This window comes from Phyllobacterium sp. K27, assembly GCF_054796155.1.
In genome coordinates this window covers 597,188-621,523 of the sequence record NZ_JBTWND010000003.1, presented here as the reverse complement: position 1 = coordinate 621,523, position 24,336 = coordinate 597,188, and the positions used below count along the sequence as shown (strand labels likewise).

Sequence of the window (24,336 nt, the reverse complement as noted above, 5' to 3'; positions counted from 1 at the left end):
GTTCTCATGGCTTTGCAATACTCAATGCTTGTGTTAGGAAGCCGCCAACATGCGAAACCACAAAATGTTTAAAATAATAAAAAGTGCGTTAGAAGACATTAAAGCAACAGCAAAACTACGTGCGCTTTGGGTCGCTTTTGCGCGAGAAGATATTGGAGATCAGCATAAGCGGACGTTATTGGGGCCGCTATGGCTTTTAATCAACTATCTATCATTTGCTGCAACGTTTATTTTTGTGTTCGAACGGGGTTGGACATCCAACTATGCGGCACACGTTGGCATAGGACTCTTGGTTTGGTTCTATATCATGGAGGTAATCACACAAAGTGTGACGCTATTTGTGCGGGAACAAAGTTTTATCAAAGGAACTACGCTACCCATCTCAATGTATGTAATGCGGCTCACAATGCAATCAGTAATGCGAGCTGGATATGCATTAGTCGGGTGTCTAGCCATCCTCTTTTTAAGTGGGACTGGATTGTCGATTGGGTGGCTGTGGGCTTCCGCGTCACTCTTGCTAATTATCTTAGTTACTCCTGCTGTTGTCACAGTCTTTGCATTTGCTGGCGCTTACTTTCCTGATAGTCAATTCTTAGTGAGTAACCTGATGCGCATAGGAATGTTTCTCACCCCAGTTTTTTGGTCATATGATGGATCGGGTGGCATAAGACACGCTTTGTACTATTGGAATCCATTTACCTACTTTTTGGAAATTGTTCGCGTTCCCATTCTAACGGATTCTATTCCGGTATATTCCTTCGTCCTTTGCATTTTGATGGGTCTTTTTTTCTGGACACTAGCAAGCCTTTTACTAGGAAAATTTCGAAAGAAAGTGGTGTTTGTCCTATAATGGTTCATATAAAGTCCGATAACGTAAGTTTGTGGTACAAGTTACCGCGTCGTTTCACCTTGGAACGCCAAGTTTCGCGGCCTTCAGTCGTTGGTGGCCGGATATCGCCAGAAGGCACAAACCGCAAAGTCATCGCGCTGGAAAATGTTAGTTTTGAACTTCGATCTGGAGATCGTCTAGGTTTGGTTGGGACGAATGGTGCAGGGAAAACAACCTTGCTCAAGGTTCTATATGGAATATTTGAGCCTACGAGCGGCTTAGTAGACATTACCGGTAAAGTGGACGCGCTTTTCAATATCAACTTGGGATTTCGGCCGGAGGCGTCAGGGCGCAGGAACATTGAGCTGAGAGGGCTCATTAACGGCTGGACTCTGAAGCAGATTGAAGAACGGATGGATGCAATCATAGAGTTCAGTGAGCTCGACGATTTCATCGATATGCCATTTAAAGCCTATAGTCAGGGTATGGCCGCACGACTCGCTTTCTCGATAGCTACAAGTTTCGACCCTGAAATTCTACTTATGGATGAATGGATCGGAGCCGGCGATCCAAACTTTCAGGAGAAAGCTCGAACAAGAATGAACTCCATGGCGGAGAAAGCACGAATAATAGTGCTCGCGTCCCATAGCCACGCCCTCCTAAAGCGAACCTGCAACAAGATTCTTGAGCTTGAAAAAGGACGCTTGGCCTATTTTGGCGATGCCGATAAATGGTTCGCCGATGCAGGTTCGAAGTAGTACCGAACCTGTTTGAGATATTACTATCCGAGCGATAGGTCTTCACTTGCTCTAGTCAAGTTTGGTGAATAATAGGGATCTCGATCAAAATTCCATTTTTCTTGCATGAATCGGGATTCTTGTTTGAAACGGGCCTTTTTTTCCAAGCTGTCGTCTTGTCCGCGCGACACGCTTTCATGATGGTAAAGTTCTGAGTAAGGCGTCCAAACATTCTCGTAACCAGCGAGCCTCGTTTTTAAACACAAATCTACGTCATTGAACGCCACGGCAAGATGCGTCTCGTCTAATCCTCCGACTTCTTCGTAAACGCTTTTCCGGATTAACAAGCATGCGCCAGTTACAGCCGACATGTTTTGATGAATTTTCAATCGATAAAAATACCCCGGATGTTGACCAGGGAAATGCTTATGCGCATGGCCGGCGATTCCCCCAACACCGAGAAGAATTCCGCCATGCTGGATGGTTCCGTCCCCATAATACAGCTTGGCTCCAACACAACCAACAGTTGGCTGGGTAGCCCAACTCACCATCTCGGAAAGCCAATCTGGTGATATTATCTCGATGTCATTATTTATCAGGCCAATGATTGAGCCGGAGCATTTTGCAACAGCAAAATTATTCAGTGCAGAATAATTAAACGGACCGCGATAGGTGTGTATGTGGATATTTTTCCTCTGTATCAGATAATCGAAGTATTCAAGTGTTTCGACTTCTTCTGAATCGTTGTCGACAATAATTATTTCATAGTTTGAGTATGTCGTCTTTTCGAGGATGGATTCGACAGCTGTCCGCAAGATTTCTACTTTATCCCGAGTGGGTATTATTAAGCTAACCATAGGTTCCGGTTGCGGGATGACGTAGCGGACGCGATAGCACGGAGTCTCCGGAGCACGGCTAATTCTCGCTGGCAGTTTTAATCTGTCCCGATGTGCTGTTAATGCCGCGAGTGCGCATTCTCCATTGGCGGAGAAAACCTCTGCGCGTGAATGATATAAAACTTTTGGTATATGGCGTATGCGCTTAGGCGACAATCTTTCTGCGATCCTAAGAGCTAGGTCGTAATCCTCGCTACCGCCGAATTCTCTCCACCCGCCGATCTCGGCGATAGTTGAATAGCGATATAGCGCTAGTTGTCCGAGAAAATTGTGAGTTTGGAGGAGCAGTAAGGAATAATCTGATTTGAAATATGGATCGTGCCGTTTGCCCGATGCATCAATTTGGTCTTCGTCACTGTATATGATTTCAGCTGTCGGAGAATCCGAGATGGCTGAGGTAATTTCGGCAATTGCGCTGTGATGCAGAAGGTCATTTTCGGCAATTACCGTGCACCATGCGCCAGAGGCGAGGCTAAAAGCGATGTTGCGTGCATTGGCAGCACTTGGTCGTTGAGTAAGATACTTAATCTTTATGCGGATTTCGCGTTTGCTGTATCCATCCAAGGCGTCTCGAACGGATGGCTCCACTGAGTGAGCGCATACAATAAGTAACTCCCAGTTATCGTGAACCTGTCCAAGAACGCTGTTGATTGTGTCTTGTAAGCCATTCGTCGAAGTGGCGAAGATAGGCAAGAGAATGGTAATCAGCGGTTTTTGATTATCGGCGTATGACTTAACGTCACGGGGTTCTTGGGCAGGGTACGATGCTGTTTCATTCGTCGCGATCCATCGTTCATAATTGTCGCGGTAGGTGCCCCGAGGATAAAGCGCCCGTTGTACGAAGACCCTAAATCCATGTTTTCGTATCAGACGAAATGCATGTCTTGCGATAGGCACGATTTCACTTCGGTTAACATAGACTGCAAATAGAATTCGCTTGAGTTGGGCGAAGCGTCGAGCGACATGCCCAACATGCTGTAGCATCCCAGTGGGGCACTCAAATAACGAAAACCTTGGTGAAAACCGTAATAACTTGGCTCCGTGGCTTAGTGCGATATCTGCGCAATTCTTATTCGTCTGGTCCCGGCTGAAGTGAACATACAGAGTTTCCCAATTGCCAAGCCCATTCTCGATAAAAAAGCGCTCACTTCCCAGCTTTTGTCGGTAACCATCATCTAGAGTTATCCGATAAATGCCCGGAATGATGGGGCTATCTGGACGCCAATCATAATCTTTCCCAGGCGTTTCTCGTTTGGGTGATTCATCGCCATCCTGAACGCTGTTTGTGAAGGCCGCCTTATATCTTGCGCGCGATGAGATAGCGCTTATTGCCCTACGAATTATTTCAATCAAAACGTCAACCCCATGCGAACCAGCCTACCGCATGCTCATTGTATCATGAATTGTCAACCGAGCTTCCCCGAGTGTTTTCCTAATTATCGCGCATCTTTTGTGCCACATATTGCTCCACGCAAGGGCAATGCGTACAAATAGATTAGGGCGCGAACTCATAAACGGGGCTTCCCGAAATAGCGTTGTTGTGATTCAAGTTCGGCAGCGTTTGGGAGCCTTGCTATGACGCGTCGCCGCTTTGATCTTACGGATTTTGAATGGGTATCATCGAGCCTTTGTTACCCAACAAGCCCCGGGGAGTGCCGCGTGTTAATGACCGGCGCATCATCAATGGGATTTTATGGCGGTTTCGCACGGACTCGCCCTGGGCAGATGGTCCTGAACGCTATGGTCCGCCCACAACCTGCTACAAACGGTTTGTCCGATGGCGCAAGAAAGGCGTCTGGGATCATATACTGCGGGGGCCTTCGATGGCGAGATCCTTATGATCGATAGTTCCTGTGTCCGGGTGCATCAGCACGCTGCCACAGAAAAAAGGGGATGTTGACGATGGCTCCATGGGACGTTCCCGCGGCGGCCTGACTACAAAGATACATGCTGTCGTCGATGCTGAAGGCAGGCCTGTCGAACTAATGCTCACCGCCGGCCAAGCTTATGACAGCAAGATGGCCGAGCCGATGCACGGCAACATCGGTCGTGGAACGATCCTGCTGGCAGAATGTGCCTATGATATCGATGCGTTGAGCGCTTTGGCAAAAGCTAAAGGAGCCTAGGCAAACATTCCGGCGGAAAGAACCCCTAAGGACACCTTTTCCTTCAGCCCGTGGGTCTATCGCCAACGCAATTTGGTGGAGCGGTTCTTAAACAAACTCAAACAATTCAGAGCCATCGCTACACGTTACGACAAAGACCCGCTTAACTTCCTTGCAGCCATCAAACTTGCCGCAGCACGTATCTGGATCAATGCGTTATGAGTCCGCACCCTAATAAAAACAATGTTGATGCCAAACGCAGACGCCTCTCGACCGCACCATCACTTTTCACGCTTCCCCTCACCCTTTGATCAGGACCCAAATTCATAAACGGGGTTTCGCGAGCGAAAAGATGATTATTCATCTGAGGCGTTGATTTTTAAGCCTTTGTGACGCGTCGACATTTCGATCTCAGCGATTTTGATCGGGCGACGGTTCAGCTTTGTTTCCACACAAGCCCCCGGTGTGCCGTGTTGATGATCCGCAGTTAATCATCCCCCGCATAAAGTTTCCCGAATCAACTGGCGTGTCGCTGTTGCAAAAGATGATGCAAAAATGTGGACTAGTTCGATTATCTCCTCGAGGTTTCAAGCATAGCATGACGGCATATCGCGACTGTTTCCCAACAGCGATTTATCTTTGCTGACCTGCCACCGGGTTTTCGACAATCACACGCCGACCCTTCGTTTGAGCCGCTCCAAATGCTCTCTGCAGATACTCTCGACAAGTTTATGCAGGGTTGCAGTTTGCTGGCCAAGCCAGTTGAGTGCTTCCTCGCCGATTTCGTAGTGCTCTGAATAGCGGGCCTTAACATAGGCTTCATTGATTGCGTGAAACCAGGCGCGATAGCGTTGTTGGTCGCGGGGCCAAGCCTCGGTCAAGCGCCGGTCACGCCCTTCCGCCATCGTTCGCAGGAAATTCAAGTTGTGGGAAGGAGGACTGTAGTTTGCGAGAGTAAGAAGTATGGTCGAGTAAGCTTGTTCGATAGCCTGATGGAGTAAAAATGCCGCGTGATTGTTGTCTTGCTCTTCTCGATAAAATGCAGCTCCTTTGTTGAAGACAGTACTTCGCTGAAAGGCAACCTCAAAATGCTGCTTTGCCACCTTGTACTCTTCGAGGGGTGTCAATGGCTTTGGCTCGGTTAATGGTTCGTCATCAAGCTCGTAAAGGACAATGCCTTCGCGGCGGATATCAGAGAAAAAATACTGGCCCTTTCGCAACGCAGTATTCACCTCCCGGCGTGAATGGACAATGAAACCGACCTGCGTGTTGACACCCTTGTCATGCAAAAGCCTGTCGGCAAACTTGTACCAATAGGTGGCAAAGTCGGTGAGCTTTCGGTTGTTGACAATGATCAGCAAATCGTAGTCCGAGCGATAGCCTTTCATGGTATGCGGTTCATCGACCCAATCGTTGCGGGCGTAGGAGCCAAACAGGATGGTTTTGAGAATACGGCCCTTCTTCTTGAAATCAGCCGTTGAATCTTTCAACGCATCTTCAAACTCCTCCAGCATGATTTCGACAATTCGGCCAAGCTCACGTTGTTTGCGTTCGGGCAAATGATCAATGCTGGATTTCATCATGACGCGCCGCGTCTCCTTGCAGATTTCTCATACCCAGGGGCAGAGCCGGACATCAACCGGTCTGCCATGTTTGCAGGATGCATTCAAGAGTCCTGGCCGAAGGGCAGTTGTCATATCCATAGTCAAAACGCAGCAAATTTTTATCCAGTCTTTGAACACTGTGTGTCCCGAAGAGTACATATAGCGTCTCTGTTCTTTCACCAGGTAAACGCGCTGTACTTCCCTGAAATCTACGTCATCTTCATGCAACGGTTGATGCGCAGGGAATGTGTGATCAGGCTTGCTGCTCCCAAGGTTTGATTGCTGTCTTCATTCACTCCGATGGCTTGTTGGAATTTGGACTTGGCTGGACGATAAAGATAGGCCGCGAAACGGTTTCAAAAGTTGTGGAGACCGTGGTCGCCTATTGCTTTGAAAGGTTCGTGCTTTTCGGATGCTATTTGATCGCGCTGGCGACCAGGCACTTATACGCCCTGCATGATCTGCTCTTCGAAGCTCGATTTACTCATATCGCTGACCTCGGATATTTCTCTGCAATTCCTCTGTGTCTTCGCCGTGCTGTCAGGCGTAGTCGATCAGCTCGCCTAAGGTAAATCGCTGCCCCGAGCAATGCGATGATCACAATTGGCAATGCCGGGCCACAGGCGTTTTGGTGAAACGATGCCTTCTCGCCGCCAGGAAGCCACTGGCGAAAAGGGATAATGCCCCCGAATAAACACAGGCTGAAGTGAAGCCAGAAATCAGGGCACTGCCGGGATTCTGACCTGCTGACAGGGTTGAGCCAACCGGTTCGCAATACGATTGGCGGGCGCGATAGCGTTCGCATCGATCTCTTTGATCAGAACCGCGGCACTTCAGCTGAGCCATGCAGAAAGCCAATCCCCAAATCAGTCTGATAGATCAGAAAAGCACCTAGCGACGGGGTGCGCGGGCTGGCAATGCACCGCCTGCGGTCTCGACTTGCGGTAAAATTCCCGGATTGTCAGATCAGCGCAGAAAGCCATCGCGATCGAATTCCTCCCAGCCAACCAGTTTCGCGCTCGCTTCGTGGGAGGCCGTTTTTGATGCTGGAGATTTCAAACCCTTTCGCAGCGACCGAGTCAGTTTCGCCTTGTAGGCAGCCCGCCGTCGGTTTTCGGCTGCCGCTGCCACGTCTTCCTCCCGCCACTGATCTACCAGGCCGCTGTCGAGGAGGTCTTCGACAACCCGGGGATCAAACACGTGGAAAGTGATCTGCCTTGCGCGCCCCGCTAGCCGTACGGTCCTTGTCCCTGCGCTGGGGAGGCGGCCGTCGGCGAGCCAACGATGCCTTTCTCCCGGCTTGATCGCCAGAATATCCTGAATTTCACGGGGGATCACCGGCAGGTTTTCGATATCCTTCATTGCCGTGGAGACAATGGCTGCTGCGGTTTTGAATTCGGTCTTGGCATTGGCGGGCATCGACAGCAGGAGCTCCGCGCCTTCGAGTATCAGCGATTTTCGTGACGACGCAGGGAGCCTTGCGCGCATCTCAAGAAGAATTCCTTTCGCGCGGACAGCGGAACCGAGGGTCGCTGCTGGCGGCAAGGCCCATGTTTTGAGGAACTCGATATTATTGTTGTCTTGCTTTGGCACGAAGCATAGATGGGTTTTCGGAACGGCTATGTCAACGTGGCCAAGACGTGCCACTTCTGGAAACAAACCTCACTCGGGTGCTGGTGCCTGAAGTCCACGTTCCAGTTTGAGTATGGCGTGTGCATGATCGCGCCGGGTTTCGTCACGGCGTGCATAATCACCGAACACAACTGGATTTAGATCGAGCTGCTGTGCGACAAATCCCAGCATGGCAGGGGGGATTTCAGATGGACCAAGAGTGCGACCTGGGTAGCGCATCAGGCAGCGTTGAACGGCAAACCCAAGCTGATTGTTTTCACCTCGCCGGACAAGCACACGGTCCATATCCTCACCACTCAACGTGAAGTGCCGGATCAACCCTTCTTCATCAGATGGAATATCCACCAGGTCCGACCATTGGGATGTTTTCAGCAAAGGACGATAACGCATCAACACGAACTCCGGATAAACACTGCTGCGCAGTTTATCGGCCAACACTGGGTTGTAAATCGAAACTGGTTCCTGGGAGTGGTGCCGTCAAATGTTTTGCGTCCAACGCCGTATACGGTGGAAATCTATCGGCCAGTACCTAGATCGGTTTATCTGAAAGTGCCATTGTCACTTCTCGACTAACGACATGGGTGGCCTTGCCGATGCAGCCAAAGAATCTGAACAGAAACCGCTCAAGACACGGCATTGCTTAGCATTCGCCGTGACTATGCTATTCGTCCTACTACTTGGAATAGCATGTGCGGGCTTCTATTTCTTCATTGCAAACCCTTATTACTTTTCGTCACCCGCACTGTGAACGATTATTTATGTCACGTCAGTTTTAGCTTCATGGTGTTTGATTCAATTTCCTGCCGGAGTTTCATACAATCATCAGATTCTAATCCAGCTTCATCAATGCAATTCACGTATGCCAGCTGAAGCTTTTGCCGTTTGGCGAAGAGTTTGACCCCATGACCTCCATCGTGTCTGCTAGTGCCAACGCGTTTTTGCATGCGAAGCCTCCTTGTAATTAGCCGCTTGCTTTCCCAGTGAGTAATATATGGATCAGTAGAATCCGTGGCTGATACAAACCATGCCTGTTCATGCCGCATTGCCCAAAGAATGACTATTGTGCACACGAGAAGTGACGCAGCTTGTAACGAACATTTTTCTGCCAACCAACATACATTCCGCTGATTACCAAAAATACGTTTCGCTTGATGTCAAACGAACCTAACGCTTTACTTGAAGCGAACATTTCGCTGAAATACTAACAAACATTTCGCGTCACATATAACATACATACCGCTGAATTTCGATTGACCTATCCATAAGCAATAAGCTATTGTACATATTAACGATTTTTGATCGAGGATGATCGTGCGATGGCCGAAACCCTGTATCAACGCCATTTGAAGTCAGAACTGAATGAGGCACTGGAGAGCGCCCGCGTTGTCAACCTCATAGGACCAAGGCAAGTCGGCAAGACGACGCTGGTCCGTGATATGTTCGAGTACGGCGTATTCGTAACGCTGGACGACCACAACGTTCTTCAGGCATTCGAAACGGAGGCGCAAGGCCAAGTCCAACTCCTGTTCGACAGAGCCGCAGGAAAACCGGTTATCATCGATGAAGTTCAGCGATCCAAACAGATTGCCCTCGCCATAAAGAGGATTGTCGACACGAATCGGCAAATGGGACAATTCATCTTGACTGGCTCTTCGAATATCTTCGTATCGGCAGACGTTATGGATTCTCTCGCTGGAAGAGTTCAGACATTAAGAATGCTTCCACTAAGTTCTGCGGAAATCCGCTCGTCAGGGCCTTGTCGTCTACTTGATTGGGCGAAAGAAAGCGGCGAAGTGAAAGCTCTGCCCGAGTGTATATCGGTTTCCAGGGAAGAAATGATCGATCGGATCATTCGGGGTGGCTTTCCGGAAATTCGACCATTGGGCGAAAGGCCACGGCAACGGCGCTATAGGGAATATGTCGATGCTATCGTCGACAAAGATGTCGCTGATGTCACGAAGATCAGACGTCCAGATTCTTTGCGGCGACTGATCAATCAATTGGCTGCTAGGACCAGCAACGAACTGAACACGGTTGAGCTTGGTGAGAAGGTGGGAATTCAGCGACAGACAGTCAGCGAGTATCTCGATATTCTGGAACGCCTGTCGATTGTGTATCGATTGCCCGCTTGGACATCGGGCGAGGCGGGCCGAGACGTTCGACACCCTAAGTACCACCTTATTGATACAGGGATTGCAGCAGCCTTGCGTGGAATAACCGCTGACGACTATACGCTTGGAAAAGACCAGACATCATTGGGTTCATTGTTCGAGAACTACATCTTCACCGAACTCTTGAAATCTCTTCCGCTTCAGCGCCAAGAGTGGCGTCCATTCCATTGGCGAGATCGCAACGGACCAGAAATCGACATTCTCGTAGAAAATGGAAATCTATTGGTAGGCTTCGAAATGAAAGCCTCATCGGCGGTGTCGTCCAGCGATTTCAAAAATTTCCAGACTTTCAAAGCTGGACCTGGAAAAAACTGGGATGTTATTGGCTTAGTGATCTATACGGGCGACCAAATCTTAGTGTTTGGAGACAAGCTTTTCGCCCTGCCGGCATCGATCTTCCAGTCGTTTCCGGTAAATTGAGCAGTCGGGCTGGAAAAAGCTTTTCCTTCCGTTCCTCCGCTTGCTGACGTCGGATTTCATCTGCTTCCGCCGGAAGGCGTGAGCTGCGCGGGTTTTCCCAAGGTATAGTATCTGGTCATCGTCCTCGCGAAGCCGTGATGTGGAGCCACAATCCATAGATCGCTGGTAACTCCGCGCTTAGTAAATCCCAATTCTGGATGACCCGAAATCTCACCCGTCAAACACGGGACGTCCGATAGCCAACAGACCAGTTTTCGATTCACGGGGATCCAGCCAAGGAACGCCTGCCTGGAAGCTGTCCGGACCTAATGTTTTCAAGGTCTTGAACAAGTTTCTTTAAGGCTTGAATCTCCATGGCGTGAGCAGGCGAGGTCGAGCCGGATTTTTGTACAACGATCATGATTTTTACTCCAAAAAATAGGGGCTTCAATATTTGACTTGTAGTCAGGCGAGAGAATCTTTGTCGGCTTCCGCATCCGATGCCGACAGCCCAGGCGGGCCTTTGAGGATTTCAGTGATTTCGCTGCCGCTTAAGCTGCCGCGATTGATTAAAGCGGCTGTCAGCGCATCTACCTCTCGGCGGCGGCTTTCAACGATGCCTTTGGCGATTTCGTATTGCTGAGCCAGTAGTTTCTCCGTTCGTATACGGACTTCGGGGTCGAACCGATAGGTGACGAGAATTTCCGCCTCGTCATGTGATGAAACATATGGTCGTGATCGCAAAATATGACGCGGACATACAGCTGATGGCGGTTTACCTGACGCAGACCGACCGCACCATGCTCAAGGCCAAGCGCCGAATGGCACCCTTGCCCAAGCAGAAGATCATGCCTGGCAATATCGGCAAAGTCGAAGCATTGCGGGTCCAGATACCGACCCCACGCTGGCGGGAGTCCATGGTCGAGGGAGACGAGCTTTTCAACGTGGCCGATATCGCTACGGCTGAAACGGCGCTGAATGCGTTCGTCGACTCGGTGAAGGCCGCAAACCTGTATCGGAACGCCGTCGGCACCATCACAGTACTGAAAAAAAATCAGTTAAAATCCGTTTATTATTGCGGTGCAAAGGAGCTTAATTTCTCCAGAAGTGTCTCGGAAATCTTGAACTGACGCGCCGTTCCACGCCCCATAGAGTTCTTCACAATCGTCTCCTGCAACATTCCTCGCTTCACCAGAAGGTCAACAGTCTCCTTCACGCCGCCGCGCGTTAAAGCCGTAATTTCCATGATGTTGGAAAGGGTTAGCTGCTGATGGGCCTGGTTCATGCTGTACAGAATTGTCATCATGCCAACCTGCTTCAACCTTGCCTGGGGCGTTTCGTCCTCAATCGGATGATCGAGAATTTCATGCAGGATCAGCCCTGAAAAGGCGAGATTGTGCCATTGCGATTTAAGTGCTCTTGCCATCTGATTTTACTGTGTTATATAAGTTAGTATAAACGAGCGTGATCGGAATGGAATCTCCGGTCTGTATTGTCTTCTACCGCTTGGGAGGAAGCTTTGCATGAAAAACCTTCTGTTCAGTTCATTGCTTGCGACTTGCAGCATAACACCACTCTATCTCGTCCCTGTTGTCAAAGCCCAGGCAAGTGACTGGGGATGCCAGGTTGTCCTGTGCCTCTCCAATCCCGGTGGTCCGACACAATATGGGCAATGCCGGCCGCCGGTCCAGAAACTCTGGCGGGAACTGGCAAAAGGCCATGCCTTCCCGACATGCAGCGGCGTTGGCTTTCATAGTTCCCGTCCAGGCTATGAGCCCTACTACTGTGAAACGGCATACCAACTGAGAAACGATTACGATGCGCGCGGACGCAAGGCAACCTGCGTATCAACTTCCTTGCAGCCCGTGCGCAGTGAAGTCTGCTCAAGCAGGAGTGATTCTGCGATCGATGCGGGTTCGGTTGTGTCGCCGCATTGGCGGCGGCAGGGCCAACGTTACCAGTGCGTCGGTTATCCGACCAGGCGTCCAAATGTGCGATCGCAACCGCACTATATCGATGTGAAGATTGATGGCGTCGGTGCGCAAAGGGTCTGGTACTGACCGATGGCCGCCGCTTTCATAGACATTGCGCAAAGCTGCGCGCCAATGATCGAAGTGCAGACGCTTGCGGGTGTCATCAGCCTGGAAAGTGGTTTTCACCCCTTCGCCATCCGCATCAACAGCGGCAAACCTCTTGCCGCACAGCCGACATCGAAAGCCGAGGCAATTGAACTTGCGACGTCTCTCGTCGCCGATCACCAGGATATCCAGATCGGTCTTGGCGCTATCAGCGTGGAGGAACTCGGCAAGCTGAAGCTCTCGATTTCCCAAGCCTTCGAACCCTGCCTCAACCTCAAGGCAACGGCCACTCTTCTCGATGGCTATTACCGGCTTGCCCTTCGGGGCGGCGCCAGGGCCGCACAGGCCGAAACAGTGATGCTCCAGTCCTACTATTCCCGCAATGATCCCTCCCTCGGCGCCATGGTCAGGTATGATGAACAGGTTCGCCAGGAGATGAAGCATTTGGCTCCAACGCTGGGTGCACTGGCCATTGCGGAGCCGCAGGAACAGGCCAAATCCATTCCTCAGTCCCCCAATCATGTTGCGCTGCCAGCGACCAAATCTCTTTCGCAAGCCACTGAAGCCACCTCATGGGATGTTTTCGGCTCCCAACGGCGAACATCGGTGCTTGTCTTTCCCAACAATCAGCCGGAGCAAAGTGAATGAATTCGAAAGCCAGTATTCGCCCCGTTGCAGCTGTTGTCACGGCGATCACAATTGTCGCCTGCCTGGTTGAACCGGCATTTGCTCAAGCAGCCGGTATCGAAACGGTTTTGCAGAACATCGTCGACATGTTGACCGGCAACATCGCCCGACTGCTGGCGGTCATAGCCGTGATCATCATCTGCATAGCATGGATGTTTGGCTACATGGATCTGCGCCGCGCCGGCTTCTGGATCATCGGCATTGGTGGAATTTTCGGTGCCACCGAGCTGGTCAACACCATCGTCGGGGGTTGAGCGATATGGAGAACGTTTCTCACCTTGAAGAAGATATGCTGTTTCTTGCCTGCACCCGGCCAGCGATGATCGCGGGCGTGACGATGGAGGCGATGGGCGTGAATATCATGCTGACCACGATCCTTTACATCACCGCCGGCTCCATCGCTTACGCGCTTGTCGGCATTGTCTTCCATTTCGTCTTTCGGGCCCTGCTCAAACACGATCACAACATGTTCAGGATTCTCGTCGCGTGGGTCGAAACCCGGGGGCGATCGCGCAATACATCCTACTGGCGTGGGTCCACGCTTTCGCCGCTGAAACTCACCAGACATTATGATGAAAGGGATTTGAACCTTGCCTAGTATCGCAACCTTGCGGTCTCGCGAGCTTGGGCCGGAGACCTTTATTCCCTATATCCGCCATGTCGACGAGACGATCATTGCGCTCGATTCCGGAGCGATGATGGTGATGATCGGTATGGATGGCGTCTCTTTTGAGACGGCTGATGTCCTGGATCTCAACGGTTTTCACCGCAGTCTGAATACGCTCTATCGCAATATCGCCGATGAGCGGCTGGCACTGTGGACGCACGTCATTCGCCGCCGCGACAACACCTATCCCGAGGGCCATTTCACTACCTCATTTTCCAATGCCTTGAACACTAAATATCGCGAACGGATGGTTGGTGAGGATCTGTTTCGCAACGATCTTTACCTGTCGTTGATATGGCACCCTGCTCGGTATTCAGCCAGGAAAGCCGCTGATTTTTTTTCCCGTCTGCGAAAGGCTCGGGGTTTCGAAACAGAACGCGACGAAGATGCGTTGAAGCTGTTGAGTGACAAAGTCGCCGATGTCACTGCAGGTCTGAAACGCTTCGAACCTCGCATTCTGTCGCTTTATGAGCAGGATGGAGTTGTGTTCTCCGAGCCAAGCGAAGTGCTGCACCAGATCGTTGGCGGACGGCGCGAGCCGGTTCCGCTGACAGAGGGAAAAATCTCCTCGGCAATCTATTCGGATCGGGTAATTTTTGGCCGCGAAACCGCCGAAATCCGTCATGAGGCTGACAGCCGATATGCCGGATTGTTCGGGTTCAAGGAATATCCGGCCACCACCCGCAGTGGTTTGCTGGACGGCATTTTGACCGCGCCGTTCGAGCTCATTTTGACGCAATCCTTCGCATTCGCCTCGAAAGCCGATGCCCGGTTGATCATGGGGCGCAAGCAAAACCAGATGGTCAGCAGCGGTGACAAAGCAGCGTCGCAGATCGACGAGCTTGGTGATGCGATGGACGATCTGGAATCAAACCGGTTTGTTCTTGGCGAGCATCACCTGGCCTTGTCCGTCTTTGCCCCATCTGTGAAGGCTCTCACTGACCATATGGCAAAGGCGCGAGCCTACCTCACCAGTGGCGGTGCGGTAGTCGCCCGAGAGGACCTGGGGCTTGAGGCGGGATGGTGGGGTCAGTTGCCGGGCAATTTCCGGTATCGGGCGCGTTCAGGCGCCATCACGTCAAGGAATTTTGCCGCATTATCTCCCTATCACTCCTATCCGACCGGCCAGAAGGACGGCAATGAGTGGGGCTCGGCAGTCGCCATCCTCAAAACCGCGTCCGGGTCACCATTTTATTTCAATTTTCATCACAGCGATCTTGGCAACACCTTCATGTGCGGCCCTTCGGGCGCCGGCAAGACTGTATTGTTGAACTTCATGCTCTCCCAACTCGAAAAGCACGATCCACATATGGTGTTTTTCGACAAGGATCGCGGGGCAGATCTCTTCGTGCGCGCTGTCGGCGGCACATACATGCCGCTGCGCAACGGCACTCCAACCGGGTGCGCGCCGCTGAAGGCACTCGAGCTTACTGCGCACAATAAAGTGTTTCTGGCGCAGTGGATCGGCAAACTGGCTGGATCTGCAAAGCGTGAGCCAACCGTTATGGAATTACGAGACATCGCTGCGGCGGTCGACGGTTTGGCTGATCTGCCGATGGAGCGACGCTCCATCGGCGCCTTGCGCACGTTCCTCAACAACACAGATCCTGAAGGCATTGCCTCGCGGTTACGGCGGTGGGAAAGGGAAGGGCCACTTGGCTGGGTCTTTGACAACGACACCGATGACATCGGGATCGGTGCCAAATTCATCGGTTATGATATGACCGATTTCCTCGATAACGAGGAAATCCGCACCCCGTTGATGGCCTATCTGTTCTTCCGCATCGAGCAGTTGATCGACGGCCGCCGTATCATCATTGTCATCGACGAGTTCTGGAAGGCGCTCCAGGATGAAAGTTTTCGTGATCTGGCGCAAAACAAGCTCAAGACGATCCGCAAGCAGAACGGCCTCATGCTGTTTGCCACGCAGAGCCCGCGAGACGCCATTGTCTCGCCCATCGCTCATACCATCATCGAGCAATGCCCCACGCAGATATTTCTCCCCAACCCGCGCGGCGATCACGCAGACTACGTTGAAGGCTTCAAACTGACCGCACGCGAATTCGAACTTGTTTCACGCGAACTCCCGGTCGAAAGTCGGCGCTTCATCGTTAAGCAGGGGCATAACAGTGTTGTCGCCGAGCTCAACCTTGGAGGCTTTGGCGACGAGCTTGCCATATTGTCCGGCCGCACCGCCAACGTCGAACTTGCCGATGCAATCCGTCGCGAAGTCGGCGAACGGCCCGAGGACTGGATGCCAGTGTTTCAACAAAGAAGGAGGGCTGAATGATCACCCTAAAGGCAAAACTGGCGGCGCTTGCGATGGCCGCTGTCATGCTCCCGGCAGATATGACGCTTGCGCAGGGCATTCCTGTCATTGATCAGACCGCAATTGCCAAACATATCGAGAGTATCACCCAGCTGAAATCTCAGCTCGACGCACTCAACCGGCAAATCAAACAGGCTCAGCAACTTTACGGAGCGCTAAACAAGATTACCAATATGGCCGATGTTGCGAGCCTGCTGAACGATCCTTCGATCCGCAAGGCATTACCACAGGATTTCAATGCTATCGAAGGCTTGTTTAAAGGATCGGGTGAGGGCGTTTTGCGTCAATCCGCCTCGAAGTTCCTTGAGGAGAATTCGACCTATCGCACGGGTGCCAATGATTTCTATGCTCAGGAATTATCGCGTTTGCAGAAGCAGAATGCAGGGCAGTTGAGCCTTGGTCAGCAGATTTACGATACAGCCACCAGGCGCATTGACGGCATCGATCAACTGCGCCAGCAAATTTCCCGTGCTGCCGATGCCAAGGATATTGCTGATCTGCAGGCGCGGCTGCAGGCGGAAACGGCTTTCCTGCAAACAGACGCGCTGCGCATGCAGGGCTTGCAGATGGTCCAGCAGGCACACATGCGGGTCGATGACCAGCGTAAAGCCGAAGACTGGCGCAAACGCATGGACGCAATGGGGGCAGCGCTCAAATGAATCGTGCAATTTATGCGGCAATGGTGCTGGCTCTGGCCGGCTGTTCAGGCCAGACAGAAAAAACCTATACCGTTGATGAACTGATGGCCGACGATGCTTTGCTGACAAAGATTCTTGGCAAATGCCGCAACAATCCAGGCGGGCTGCAAGCCACTCCCAACTGCATCAATGCACAGGCCGCTGATGGCAAAATGCGTCTTGAGCGCATGCGCAAATCGCTCGGAGGCTAGGCAATGTATCAAGTCTTCAGCTTCGTGGATGGTCAGTTCAAGGCGCCTTTGGAAAACTTCATCTCCTCTGGCACCGCGAACATCGCCGATTGGGTGAGTGGTCCACTCACTGCGGCGTTGACCCTTTACGTCGTCCTTTATGGCTACGTTGTCCTGCGTGGATCCGTGCAAGAGCCCATCCTCGAGTTTGCGTTTCGGGCAATCAAGCTTGCGATCATCGTCATGCTGGTGAGGAACGCCGGCCAATACCAGACCTATGTAACCAATCTGTTCTTCGAGACGCTGCCACAAGAGATTTCCCAGGCTCTGAACGCCGGTACCGCGCCAAGTGCCTCGACTTTCGACGCTCTGCTCGATAAAGGCCAGAAGTGCGCCTATGAGGTCTGGGCCCGTGCATCGTGGCCAGTCGATATTGTCACCGGAATCGGCGGGATGATGGTCATTGGCGCAAGTTTCATCGTCGCTGCCATTGGCTACATTGTCTCGCTCTATGCAAGGCTGGCGCTTGCCATCGTCCTTGCGATCGGCCCGATCTTCATCGCTCTTGCGATGTTCCGGTCTACTCGCCGTTTCACCGAATCCTGGATTGGTCAGCTTGCCAATTTCGTTATACTTCAAGTTTTGGTCATCGCGATTGGTTCGCTGTTGATTACATGTATCGATACAACCTTCACGGCGATCGAGAGCTATAGCGACGTTATGATGCGCCCCATCGCGCTCTGCGCCATCTGCCTTGCAGCACTTTACGTCTTTTATCAGTTGCCCGGTATTGCGTCAGCGCTCGCGGCAGGCGGGGCATCTTTGACCTACGGGTATGGTGCTGCCCGCGACGCTCACGAAGGTACCCTTGCCCGGACAATATCGCATAGCACGCGTGCGGTCCGGCGTGGTGCCCGCTCCGTGGGGCGGCGCTTTCGTGCGGGAAGGAGCCAATGATGCTGCTCGCTTCAAGATATCGGACAGGTTATCTGCACATGTGCCGTATCGTTTTATGGATTCTGCTTGCCGGGATACTATCCGCCTGCAGCTCCTTGACGCATCCTTTGCCCAAATGTGATGGCTATTCACGGCGACCGCTGAATCGCTCCATGTGGCAGTGGGAGGGGACTGGTCAGCTGAAACAGCCGACGTCGAAGGCCATTCCCGCGGACCCGGCAAGCCATGCTGCTTCCTATGCAGCCCAACCGTCTTTTGTGCCTCCAGCCGCCATTGCGCGTTTCCAGGCCGCAGCATCATACCTGCCATGCGAGGACGGGTGACATGATTACGCCGGATAATCTCAAAAGCTATTTCGACAGGGCGCGCCGGTTCGATCAGGATCGGTTGACCCAGGTGGAACGCTCGGCCCGTATTGCCTGGTTTATTGCCGGTTGTGCCGGCATTGCCGCGATTGTATCCGTCTTCGCCATTGCAGGGCTCACGCCCTTGAAAACGGTGGAGCCGTTCGTGGTTCGCGTCGATAATTCGACCGGGATCGTCGATGTTGTCTCCGCGCTGACGTCGAACCCCGGCACCTATGACGAGGCCGTCACCAAATATTTCGCGGCAAGGTATGTTCGCGCTCGCGAAAGTTACATCTGGAGCGAGGCCAGGGAAAATTTCCGCACAGTTGCCTTGCTGTCGGCGCAGCCCGAACAGACACGTTTCGCGGCGCTCTATCGGGGCAGCAATCCGGATTCGCCGCAAAATATTTACGGCCGCAGCGTCATGTCGCGCATCAACATCGCGTCCATTTCGCTGATCAATGCCAATGTCGCTTCCGTCCGCTACATGCGCACGATCACGCGGGGAGAGGATGTCCGCACCACGCACTGGGTGGCAACACTCACGTTTTCTTATGTCAATGCGCCGATGTCATCCACCGACAGGCTGGTCAATCCTTTAGGGTTTGCCGTTAGTGAATATCGGGCTGATCCGGAGGCCGTAAATTGAGACAGGGATTCCTGATCGTTTCTGTTTTGACACTTGGTCTATCCTCAGCCGGGCTGGCGCTGGAAATTCCCCGCGGCGCACCACAAGACAGCCGCGTCCGTTTCGTAGACTATCAGCCATACAATATTACAAGGATCGTCGCGACACTGCGATCCTCGGTTCAGGTCGAATTTGCAACAGGCGAGGAGATCGCTCATGTCGCACTTGGCAACAGCGTTGCATGGGAGGTGGCGCCGGCCGGCAACATCCTTTTCCTCAAGCCGCGGGAAAACCAGCCGGTCACAAATATTTCGGTTGTGACGAGCAGACGCGACGGTTCTACCCGAAGCTATCAGATGGAACTGACCGTGCGCAACGGCACCGTTGAAGCCGGACAGAACACCTATTTCTATGTGAAATATCGCTATCCGGCCGATGAGGCGGAGCGTCGCCGTTTGGAGGCTGCGGCGCGCAGGCAAGCAACCAATGCGGGCAAAGCAGATGAGGTGCTGGCACTTCATGAGACCTTTGGTCCGCGAAACTGGCGCTATTCCGTACAAGGCCCCGCCGCACTCGAACCGCAGACGGTCTACGACAACGGCAAGATCACCACTTTCGCCTTCACCGGCAACCAGGAAATCCCGGCAATCTACATGGAAAACTCCGACGGCACAGAAAGCGTCGTCCCGAAAACCACGGATGGCAACCTGGTGCTGGTCCATGCCATCAGCCGCAAGTTCATTTTACGCAAGGGTGGCGACGTGCTGTGCGTGTTTAACGAGGCCTATGATCGCCTTGGCATTAATCCGGATACCAATACGACGTCGCCCTCCGTCGAACGTGTCGTCAAGGCGCAACCATTCAGTCCACAATAGGGAAATTTCATGGTCGAGGAAGACGACACCCGGATCCCGGGAGAGCGCGCGGAAATATCGACCGGCGGCCCCAGGAGTAACAACCCGATCTTGAAGCGTGGCGCGGTTGCCATGGCGGTTGTCGCCTTCGTCGCTTTTGCATTTTGGTCGATGCGCGGCCAGAACAGGCCGGACGAGACAACCCGGCCGGAGCGGATTGTTATCCGCCAAACGTCGGATTTCGAACCGGCCAGAGAGCCAGCCCAACCGGTCCTCAAGCCGGCCGAAGTTCAGTTACCGACACCAGGCGTAAGTGAAAAAGAACCAGATGATGAGGATGACAAGCTCCTCGATGCTGCTCGGCGGTCGCCGGTTATAGCCTATGGCGGCGAAAAGACGCCGGCTACCCGGGGCCAGAATGATGAACAGGGCTCGGATCCGCCGTCAACCTACCTTCCATTCGACGCTGATCGCGGTGCTCTTGGTTCGAATGGAGAAAACGAAGATCAGCGGTTCAACAGGATGCTGACACCGACGCAGTTGGAAGGCTCGCGTGCGGGTATGCTCGGCAACCGAAACTTCATCGTGGCGTTGGGAACCTCGATCCCTTGCGTTCTGGAGACAGCGCTTTCCTCAGATCAGCCGGGCTTTGTAAGCTGTGTCATCAACCGCGATGTGATGTCGGACAATGGCCGTGTCGTTTTGATGGAGAAGGGCACTCAGATCGTGGGCGAATACCGGGGAGGTCTTCGCCGCGGCCAGAAACGCCTGTTTGTGTTGTGGAACCGTGCAAAGACGCCCAGGGGCGTGATTATTACGCTCGCCTCGCCGACGACCGATGCTCTTGGACGCGCCGGCATCGACGGCTACGTCGATACCCATTGGTGGGAGCGCTTTGGTAGCGCCATCTTGCTTTCGATTGTTGGTGATGCGACGTCCTATGCGAACAATAGACTGCGCGAAAGTGATGTCGAAGCACAAAACGCCACGAGTGCTGGTCAGCAGGCAGCTGCAATCGCCGTGGAACAGTCGATCAATATCCCGCCTACGCTTTTGAAGCACCAGGGTGAACTGGTTTCGGTGTTCGTGGCAAGAGATCTCGACTTCTCACAGGTCTACCGGCTTCGTGTCACGGAGCCGAGAAATCGGATTTACGATCGTGCCGTGCTCGGGGATTTCAGCTCGCCTTCAACTCTGGTCACCAAATAGATATGCCGATGACAGAAGGGGCAGATACCAATGTCGTGCGGACGCTTCTGGCGCCATTCTCGCCTTATCTTCGGGACGAATCGCTCTTTGAGATCATTGTCAATAGACCAGGACAGATCCTGACCGAGGGGACAGCGGGGTGGCAGAACCACGATCTGCCGGAATTGACGTTTGGTAAACTCATGCGTCTTGCACGCGCTGTTGCGAGCTGTTCCAACCAGTCGATCAACGAAACGTGGCCGATCCTGTCTGCCACCCTGCCAGGCGATGAGCGCATCCAGATTGTGATACCGCCAGCAACGGCCAGCGGAACCGTCAGTGTCACGATCCGAAAGCCATCATCCATATCGCTGAGTTTGGACGATCTTGATCACGGCGGCCTGTTTGACGATACGGTGAAAGCCGAAAGAGGCGTCGATGTGTCGGATCGCAAGCTTTTGGAACTCTACAGCAACAGAGCTTACAAGGCGTTCCTGCGGGAGGCAGTTTATGCAAGGAAGAACATTATCATCTCCGGTGCGACGGGATCCGGCAAGACAACGTTGTCCAAGGCGCTGATCCGTCATATTCCCTCAACTGAGCGGATTATTGCGATCGAAGATACAGCCGAGCTGATTATCCCTCAATCGAACCACGTACGTCTGTTTTACTCCAAAGGTGGTCAGGGTGTGGCGAAGATTGGCGCCAAGGATCTGCTGGAATCCTGCCTGCGCATGAGGCCAGATCGTATCCTGTTGCAGGAACTGCGCGATGGAACGGCATTCTACTACATCCGCAATGTAAATTCGGGCCATCCAGGGTCGATCACAACAGTTCATGCCGACTCCGCGCGCCTTGCCTTCGAACAGCTGACACTGCTGGTCAAGGAATCGGAAGGCGGACATGATCTTGAAAGGCATGATGTCCGCGCGCTTTTGAAAGTTGCCATCGATGTCGTCATACAGTGCAAACGCGCTGATGGTCGGTTTCGCGTGAGCGAAATCTATTATCGCCACGACGACGTGGGGAAAACCGGCAGCTCTGCAGCGCCGTGAATATCAACACGGCAAGGGTTCGAGTCTCTGCGCCGATTCACAACTTTTATCCCGCACATCATCGTGCGCTTGCCGCAATCTTTGGCCTGCCGCTTCTATAAGGGCAGCGCCAGATTACTCAAATGAGTTTTTGAGCGTATTAGCGTTTGCCCTGTCCGATTATGATTGCGATTTATACCTGTTCTGGTATATTTCCCGAATGAAGCAGGAAGAGCGCCCGCTTGAATGGATTGGCAGCAGCCACAAAGACCTGATGCAGCTCCCGGCAGATGTGCGGAAGTCGGTCGGGTTCGCGCTGCATTTCGCGCAGCACGGCGAACAGCATCCAGCGTCAAAGGTCCTCAAGGGCTTTGGCGGCGCTGGCGTACTGGAAGTAGTTGAGAACGATGTGGGCGGCACCTACCGAGCCGTTTACACCGTCAGGTTCGAGGAAGCGGTGTTCGTGCTGCATTGCTTCCAGAAGAAGAGCAAAAGCGGCATTGCCACGCCGAAAGCGGACATGGACGTTGTTCGGGCAAGGCTCAAGATGGCTGAGGCTCTAGCGAAGGAGATGAGAGATGCAAACCCGCGTCGTTAATGGGATCGAGGTTACGACCAGCTCCGGCAATGTTTTTACCGATCTTGGTCTACCTGACGCCGACAAGCTCAAGGTCAAATCGGGCCTTATGATCGAAATCACCAAGGCCGTGCGTAGGCTTGGGCTGACGCAGGAGGAAGCCGGGCGGCGCATGGGCCTTCGTCAGCCGAAGGTCTCGGCGTTGTTGCGTGGCGATCTCGCCAACCTGTCAGAGCGCAAGTTGATGGATGCCCTGAATCGCCTTGGTTACGATATCGAGATCACGGTGCGGCCTACGGCCGATCCGGTCGGCCACCTGACACTTGCCGTTGCGTAATTGAGCATCCGAGTGTTTAAGTTTTTGAGTGCTTGAGTATATGAGCGCGAGGAGCCGTGAGGCATGGCGGAAACCTGTTGTTGACATGCTCAGCGACGTGTTCCTCTCTGGCGTGTTGGCTTCGCGATGACGTCATCAATCGTGAGCTTCGATGGTGCAGGAAATAGCAGGGAGAACTCTTCTTCACAGCTGAGAGCGAATGCGATTTTCAATAGGGTTTCGAACGAGATTTTTCCTGTTCTCTCAAAAAGTTTCAGAGTGCCGAGAGGCACTCCGGACCGATCGGCCAGCCCTTGTTGTGTTAAATTGGCATCGAGGCGACGCTGCTTTTCCTTTCTGGCAACATCCTTCAAAATGCGATCTGGAGAGAGGAGACTAATGGTCAATATGTTATCCACTAGGAATGATATTGGCACACAGTAGATAATATTATACCCACTATGTAGTGTCCAATGAATCGTCGTTCATGTGCGAATAGGCGCACCATTGCATCTGACCATGACCCTTGGCACTCTTCGGCAGCCAAGGCTACGGACAGCGCGTTGGAAAGGCCACCGCTATTCGTTTGGCTGCAGCCGCCACTGCGCCATCCGTGGGCGCATTTCTCATGCAGCATGTGGGATCAACACTGGCCTTTATAATTGCCTCTGGCCTTGCTCTTGCAGCGGTCGAATGATCCGCAGCGATCAAACGTCCCACGACAGGAAACTGGTTCCGACAAACCTGACGTCTTTGAGGAACGAGTAACATTTTACCTCCGCGACCATTCCTAAAGTAACAGCCTCGCCGTAGTGTCCTGAAAGATATGGTGCTATACTATCGTGTATACATGAGTAAAACTCATTCTGTTTTTTGCTTCTTTGTTGGCAAATGTCGTTTGAGGCTCATGTCGGAGCGGGTCCGAGGGCGACATGGGGAGGGCAAGTGAGCCGGTAAGGGTGGCTGGCGGGAAAAAACCGGATCGGCAGATCATTGCTCTGGGATAAGGTCCATCATTAATATGGACTCATCCCTGGCAACCACCGTTGCCGCCCCCTTCTTTTGCCCAGGTCACCAGCCTTGCGGCCGCTATCAAATCCGCCAATGAATTGTTCCGTCCTGCGTGGGCAGCGATCGAAACTCAGATCTGCGAGGGATCACGATAGTCCCCCTTTGAAGGCAGCGGCGTGGGTCGCTTGTGGAACTGGAAGGGGTGCCCACAAAGCCTGCAAGGCGAGGCAGCACTGCTGCCGTTATCTTCCCTCTGGCGGTAATCGGATGGCCATGCGATTCCATCTCCTGCATCCGGCCGCTTCAATACCATTCCCTTTTTCTCGTGTCGCCTAAGGTGCCGGCCGCGATCAGCGTCAACCCCGCAAGGGGGTTCCCCTTCGCTTTCGCTTCGGTGACGCCTGCGGCGCGGCCCCTTCTTT

General features: G+C 52.8%; 28 protein-coding genes and 1 pseudogene. 21 read left to right on the top strand and 8 right to left on the bottom strand.

The window, feature by feature from the left end:
• Positions 1-49 precede the first annotated feature (49 nt).
• Positions 50-850, top strand: coding sequence for an ABC transporter permease (locus tag ACYJL1_RS20810; RefSeq protein ID WP_460899008.1), 801 nt, complete (start codon positions 50-52; stop codon positions 848-850).
• Complete coding sequence (locus ACYJL1_RS20805) at positions 850-1,587, top strand: ABC transporter ATP-binding protein (RefSeq protein WP_460899005.1); 738 nt, start codon at positions 850-852, stop codon at positions 1,585-1,587. Before ACYJL1_RS20810 ends, ACYJL1_RS20805 begins: the two co-directional genes overlap by 1 nt.
• A gap of 23 nt (positions 1,588-1,610) precedes the next feature.
• Here ACYJL1_RS20805 and ACYJL1_RS20800 read toward each other — a convergent pair whose 3' ends face one another.
• Positions 1,611-3,815 carry a glycosyltransferase family 2 protein gene (locus ACYJL1_RS20800; RefSeq protein ID WP_460899003.1) on the bottom strand — a complete coding sequence of 735 codons (2,205 nt, stop codon included), beginning with the start codon at positions 3,813-3,815 and terminating at the stop codon, positions 1,611-1,613.
• A 222-nt stretch (positions 3,816-4,037) separates the two neighbouring features.
• On the opposite strand from ACYJL1_RS20800, the pseudogene ACYJL1_RS20795 reads away from it, so the two are divergent.
• Positions 4,038-4,789: pseudogene (locus tag ACYJL1_RS20795) on the top strand (IS5 family transposase).
• A gap of 446 nt (positions 4,790-5,235) precedes the next feature.
• On the opposite strand, the gene ACYJL1_RS20790 reads toward ACYJL1_RS20795, so the two are convergent.
• The 4 genes from ACYJL1_RS20790 to ACYJL1_RS20775 form a co-directional block, all read right to left on the bottom strand.
• Positions 5,236-6,147: a nucleotidyltransferase and HEPN domain-containing protein gene (locus ACYJL1_RS20790; protein ID WP_460899188.1), complete on the bottom strand. Its 912-nt coding sequence runs from the start codon at positions 6,145-6,147 to the stop codon at positions 5,236-5,238.
• 990 nt (positions 6,148-7,137) lie between these two features.
• Complete coding sequence (locus tag ACYJL1_RS20785; protein ID WP_460899187.1) at positions 7,138-7,764, bottom strand: hypothetical protein; 627 nt, start codon at positions 7,762-7,764, stop codon at positions 7,138-7,140.
• A 69-nt stretch (positions 7,765-7,833) separates the two neighbouring features.
• On the bottom strand, positions 7,834-8,193 hold the full coding sequence (locus tag ACYJL1_RS20780; protein ID WP_460899000.1) for a DUF4158 domain-containing protein: 360 nt from the start codon (positions 8,191-8,193) through the stop codon (positions 7,834-7,836).
• A gap of 371 nt (positions 8,194-8,564) precedes the next feature.
• Positions 8,565-8,747, bottom strand: a complete 183-nt coding sequence (locus ACYJL1_RS20775; protein ID WP_460898998.1) for a hypothetical protein — start codon at positions 8,745-8,747, stop codon at positions 8,565-8,567.
• 372 nt (positions 8,748-9,119) lie between these two features.
• On the opposite strand from ACYJL1_RS20775, the gene ACYJL1_RS20770 reads away from it, so the two are divergent.
• A complete protein-coding gene (locus ACYJL1_RS20770; protein ID WP_460898996.1) occupies positions 9,120-10,394 on the top strand; it encodes an ATP-binding protein in 1,275 nt (424 codons plus the stop codon).
• A 444-nt stretch (positions 10,395-10,838) separates the two neighbouring features.
• Here the strand turns inward: ACYJL1_RS20770 and ACYJL1_RS20765 are convergent, their stop codons facing one another.
• On the bottom strand, positions 10,839-11,117 hold the full coding sequence (locus tag ACYJL1_RS20765; protein WP_460898994.1) for a hypothetical protein: 279 nt from the start codon (positions 11,115-11,117) through the stop codon (positions 10,839-10,841).
• Between ACYJL1_RS20765 and ACYJL1_RS20760 the strand changes: the two genes are divergently transcribed.
• The gene (locus ACYJL1_RS20760) at positions 11,102-11,503 is read left to right on the top strand and encodes a hypothetical protein (protein WP_460898992.1); all 402 of its coding nucleotides are present in this window, start codon (positions 11,102-11,104) and stop codon (positions 11,501-11,503) included. The two genes, ACYJL1_RS20765 and ACYJL1_RS20760, sit on opposite strands and share 16 nt — an antisense overlap.
• Here the strand turns inward: ACYJL1_RS20760 and ACYJL1_RS20755 are convergent.
• The gene (locus ACYJL1_RS20755) at positions 11,446-11,799 is read right to left on the bottom strand and encodes a MarR family transcriptional regulator (protein WP_460898990.1); all 354 of its coding nucleotides are present in this window, start codon (positions 11,797-11,799) and stop codon (positions 11,446-11,448) included. The genes ACYJL1_RS20760 and ACYJL1_RS20755 overlap by 58 nt on opposite strands.
• Before the next feature lie 97 nt (positions 11,800-11,896).
• On the opposite strand from ACYJL1_RS20755, the gene ACYJL1_RS20750 reads away from it, so the two are divergent.
• The 15 genes from ACYJL1_RS20750 to ACYJL1_RS20680 all read left to right on the top strand — a co-directional run bounded on the left by ACYJL1_RS20750 (position 11,897) and on the right by ACYJL1_RS20680 (position 22,924).
• Positions 11,897-12,433 (top strand): hypothetical protein, encoded by a 537-nt coding sequence (locus ACYJL1_RS20750; protein ID WP_460898988.1) that lies wholly within the window; start codon positions 11,897-11,899, stop codon positions 12,431-12,433.
• Between the two features lie 3 nt (positions 12,434-12,436).
• Positions 12,437-13,099 (top strand): lysozyme family protein, encoded by a 663-nt coding sequence (locus ACYJL1_RS20745; protein ID WP_460898986.1) that lies wholly within the window; start codon positions 12,437-12,439, stop codon positions 13,097-13,099.
• Positions 13,096-13,392 (top strand): TrbC/VirB2 family protein, encoded by a 297-nt coding sequence (locus ACYJL1_RS20740; RefSeq protein ID WP_460898984.1) that lies wholly within the window; start codon positions 13,096-13,098, stop codon positions 13,390-13,392. The genes ACYJL1_RS20745 and ACYJL1_RS20740 overlap by 4 nt, the downstream gene beginning before the upstream one ends.
• A 5-nt stretch (positions 13,393-13,397) precedes the next feature.
• On the top strand, positions 13,398-13,736 hold the full coding sequence (locus ACYJL1_RS20735) for a VirB3 family type IV secretion system protein (protein WP_460898982.1): 339 nt from the start codon (positions 13,398-13,400) through the stop codon (positions 13,734-13,736).
• Positions 13,729-16,095, top strand: coding sequence for a VirB4 family type IV secretion/conjugal transfer ATPase (locus ACYJL1_RS20730; RefSeq protein WP_460898980.1), 2,367 nt, complete (start codon positions 13,729-13,731; stop codon positions 16,093-16,095). Before ACYJL1_RS20735 ends, ACYJL1_RS20730 begins: the two co-directional genes overlap by 8 nt.
• Positions 16,092-16,793, top strand: a complete 702-nt coding sequence (gene virB5, locus ACYJL1_RS20725) for a P-type DNA transfer protein VirB5 (protein WP_460898978.1) — start codon at positions 16,092-16,094, stop codon at positions 16,791-16,793. The genes ACYJL1_RS20730 and virB5 overlap by 4 nt, the downstream gene beginning before the upstream one ends.
• Positions 16,790-17,023 (top strand): EexN family lipoprotein, encoded by a 234-nt coding sequence (locus tag ACYJL1_RS20720; RefSeq protein ID WP_460898976.1) that lies wholly within the window; start codon positions 16,790-16,792, stop codon positions 17,021-17,023. The genes virB5 and ACYJL1_RS20720 overlap by 4 nt, the downstream gene beginning before the upstream one ends.
• 3 nt (positions 17,024-17,026) lie before the next feature.
• Complete coding sequence (locus ACYJL1_RS20715) at positions 17,027-17,959, top strand: TrbL/VirB6 family protein (protein ID WP_460898974.1); 933 nt, start codon at positions 17,027-17,029, stop codon at positions 17,957-17,959.
• A 38-nt stretch (positions 17,960-17,997) separates the two neighbouring features.
• Positions 17,998-18,282, top strand: a complete 285-nt coding sequence (locus ACYJL1_RS20710) for a hypothetical protein (RefSeq protein ID WP_460899186.1) — start codon at positions 17,998-18,000, stop codon at positions 18,280-18,282.
• 1 nt (position 18,283) lies between these two features.
• Positions 18,284-18,955, top strand: coding sequence for a VirB8 family type IV secretion system protein (locus tag ACYJL1_RS20705; protein ID WP_460898972.1), 672 nt, complete (start codon positions 18,284-18,286; stop codon positions 18,953-18,955).
• Complete coding sequence (gene virB9 / locus ACYJL1_RS20700; protein ID WP_460898970.1) at positions 18,952-19,809, top strand: P-type conjugative transfer protein VirB9; 858 nt, start codon at positions 18,952-18,954, stop codon at positions 19,807-19,809. Before ACYJL1_RS20705 ends, virB9 begins: the two co-directional genes overlap by 4 nt.
• Before the next feature lie 9 nt (positions 19,810-19,818).
• A complete protein-coding gene (virB10, locus tag ACYJL1_RS20695; RefSeq protein ID WP_460898967.1) occupies positions 19,819-20,997 on the top strand; it encodes a type IV secretion system protein VirB10 in 1,179 nt (392 codons plus the stop codon).
• An 8-nt stretch (positions 20,998-21,005) separates the two neighbouring features.
• Positions 21,006-22,031, top strand: coding sequence for a P-type DNA transfer ATPase VirB11 (virB11, locus tag ACYJL1_RS20690; protein ID WP_460898965.1), 1,026 nt, complete (start codon positions 21,006-21,008; stop codon positions 22,029-22,031).
• Between the two features lie 199 nt (positions 22,032-22,230).
• A complete protein-coding gene (locus ACYJL1_RS20685; protein ID WP_460898963.1) occupies positions 22,231-22,608 on the top strand; it encodes a type II toxin-antitoxin system RelE/ParE family toxin in 378 nt (125 codons plus the stop codon).
• Positions 22,589-22,924, top strand: coding sequence for a helix-turn-helix domain-containing protein (locus tag ACYJL1_RS20680; protein WP_460898961.1), 336 nt, complete (start codon positions 22,589-22,591; stop codon positions 22,922-22,924). Before ACYJL1_RS20685 ends, ACYJL1_RS20680 begins: the two co-directional genes overlap by 20 nt.
• 89 nt (positions 22,925-23,013) lie before the next feature.
• On the opposite strand, the gene ACYJL1_RS20675 is transcribed toward ACYJL1_RS20680, so the two are convergent.
• On the bottom strand, positions 23,014-23,310 hold the full coding sequence (locus ACYJL1_RS20675; protein WP_460898959.1) for a helix-turn-helix domain-containing protein: 297 nt from the start codon (positions 23,308-23,310) through the stop codon (positions 23,014-23,016).
• Positions 23,311-23,429: 119 nt separating this feature from the next.
• On the opposite strand from ACYJL1_RS20675, the gene ACYJL1_RS20670 reads away from it, so the two are divergent.
• Positions 23,430-23,600, top strand: coding sequence for a hypothetical protein (locus tag ACYJL1_RS20670; protein ID WP_460898957.1), 171 nt, complete (start codon positions 23,430-23,432; stop codon positions 23,598-23,600).
• The last annotated feature ends 736 nt before the right edge of the window (positions 23,601-24,336 follow it).

Bases quoted from the DNA above. Each gene is read 5' to 3' on its own strand.
- ACYJL1_RS20810 (WP_460899008.1), top strand. From the start codon at position 50: ATGCGAAACCACAAAATGTTTAAAATAATAAAAAGTGCGTTAGAAGAC.
- ACYJL1_RS20805 (WP_460899005.1), top strand. From the start codon at position 850: ATGGTTCATATAAAGTCCGATAACGTAAGTTTGTGGTACAAGTTACCG.
- ACYJL1_RS20790 (WP_460899188.1), bottom strand. From the start codon at position 6,147: ATGAAATCCAGCATTGATCATTTGCCCGAACGCAAACAACGTGAGCTT.
- ACYJL1_RS20780 (WP_460899000.1), bottom strand. From the start codon at position 8,193: ATGCGTTATCGTCCTTTGCTGAAAACATCCCAATGGTCGGACCTGGTG.
- ACYJL1_RS20775 (WP_460898998.1), bottom strand. From the start codon at position 8,747: ATGCAAAAACGCGTTGGCACTAGCAGACACGATGGAGGTCATGGGGTC.
- ACYJL1_RS20770 (WP_460898996.1), top strand. From the start codon at position 9,120: ATGGCCGAAACCCTGTATCAACGCCATTTGAAGTCAGAACTGAATGAG.
- ACYJL1_RS20760 (WP_460898992.1), top strand. From the start codon at position 11,102: ATGGTCGTGATCGCAAAATATGACGCGGACATACAGCTGATGGCGGTT.
- ACYJL1_RS20755 (WP_460898990.1), bottom strand. From the start codon at position 11,799: ATGGCAAGAGCACTTAAATCGCAATGGCACAATCTCGCCTTTTCAGGG.
- ACYJL1_RS20750 (WP_460898988.1), top strand. From the start codon at position 11,897: ATGAAAAACCTTCTGTTCAGTTCATTGCTTGCGACTTGCAGCATAACA.
- ACYJL1_RS20745 (WP_460898986.1), top strand. From the start codon at position 12,437: ATGGCCGCCGCTTTCATAGACATTGCGCAAAGCTGCGCGCCAATGATC.
- ACYJL1_RS20740 (WP_460898984.1), top strand. From the start codon at position 13,096: ATGAATTCGAAAGCCAGTATTCGCCCCGTTGCAGCTGTTGTCACGGCG.
- ACYJL1_RS20735 (WP_460898982.1), top strand. From the start codon at position 13,398: ATGGAGAACGTTTCTCACCTTGAAGAAGATATGCTGTTTCTTGCCTGC.
- virB5 (WP_460898978.1), top strand. From the start codon at position 16,092: ATGATCACCCTAAAGGCAAAACTGGCGGCGCTTGCGATGGCCGCTGTC.
- ACYJL1_RS20720 (WP_460898976.1), top strand. From the start codon at position 16,790: ATGAATCGTGCAATTTATGCGGCAATGGTGCTGGCTCTGGCCGGCTGT.
- ACYJL1_RS20715 (WP_460898974.1), top strand. From the start codon at position 17,027: ATGTATCAAGTCTTCAGCTTCGTGGATGGTCAGTTCAAGGCGCCTTTG.
- ACYJL1_RS20710 (WP_460899186.1), top strand. From the start codon at position 17,998: ATGTGCCGTATCGTTTTATGGATTCTGCTTGCCGGGATACTATCCGCC.
- ACYJL1_RS20705 (WP_460898972.1), top strand. From the start codon at position 18,284: ATGATTACGCCGGATAATCTCAAAAGCTATTTCGACAGGGCGCGCCGG.
- virB10 (WP_460898967.1), top strand. From the start codon at position 19,819: ATGGTCGAGGAAGACGACACCCGGATCCCGGGAGAGCGCGCGGAAATA.
- virB11 (WP_460898965.1), top strand. From the start codon at position 21,006: ATGACAGAAGGGGCAGATACCAATGTCGTGCGGACGCTTCTGGCGCCA.
- ACYJL1_RS20685 (WP_460898963.1), top strand. From the start codon at position 22,231: ATGAAGCAGGAAGAGCGCCCGCTTGAATGGATTGGCAGCAGCCACAAA.
- ACYJL1_RS20680 (WP_460898961.1), top strand. From the start codon at position 22,589: ATGCAAACCCGCGTCGTTAATGGGATCGAGGTTACGACCAGCTCCGGC.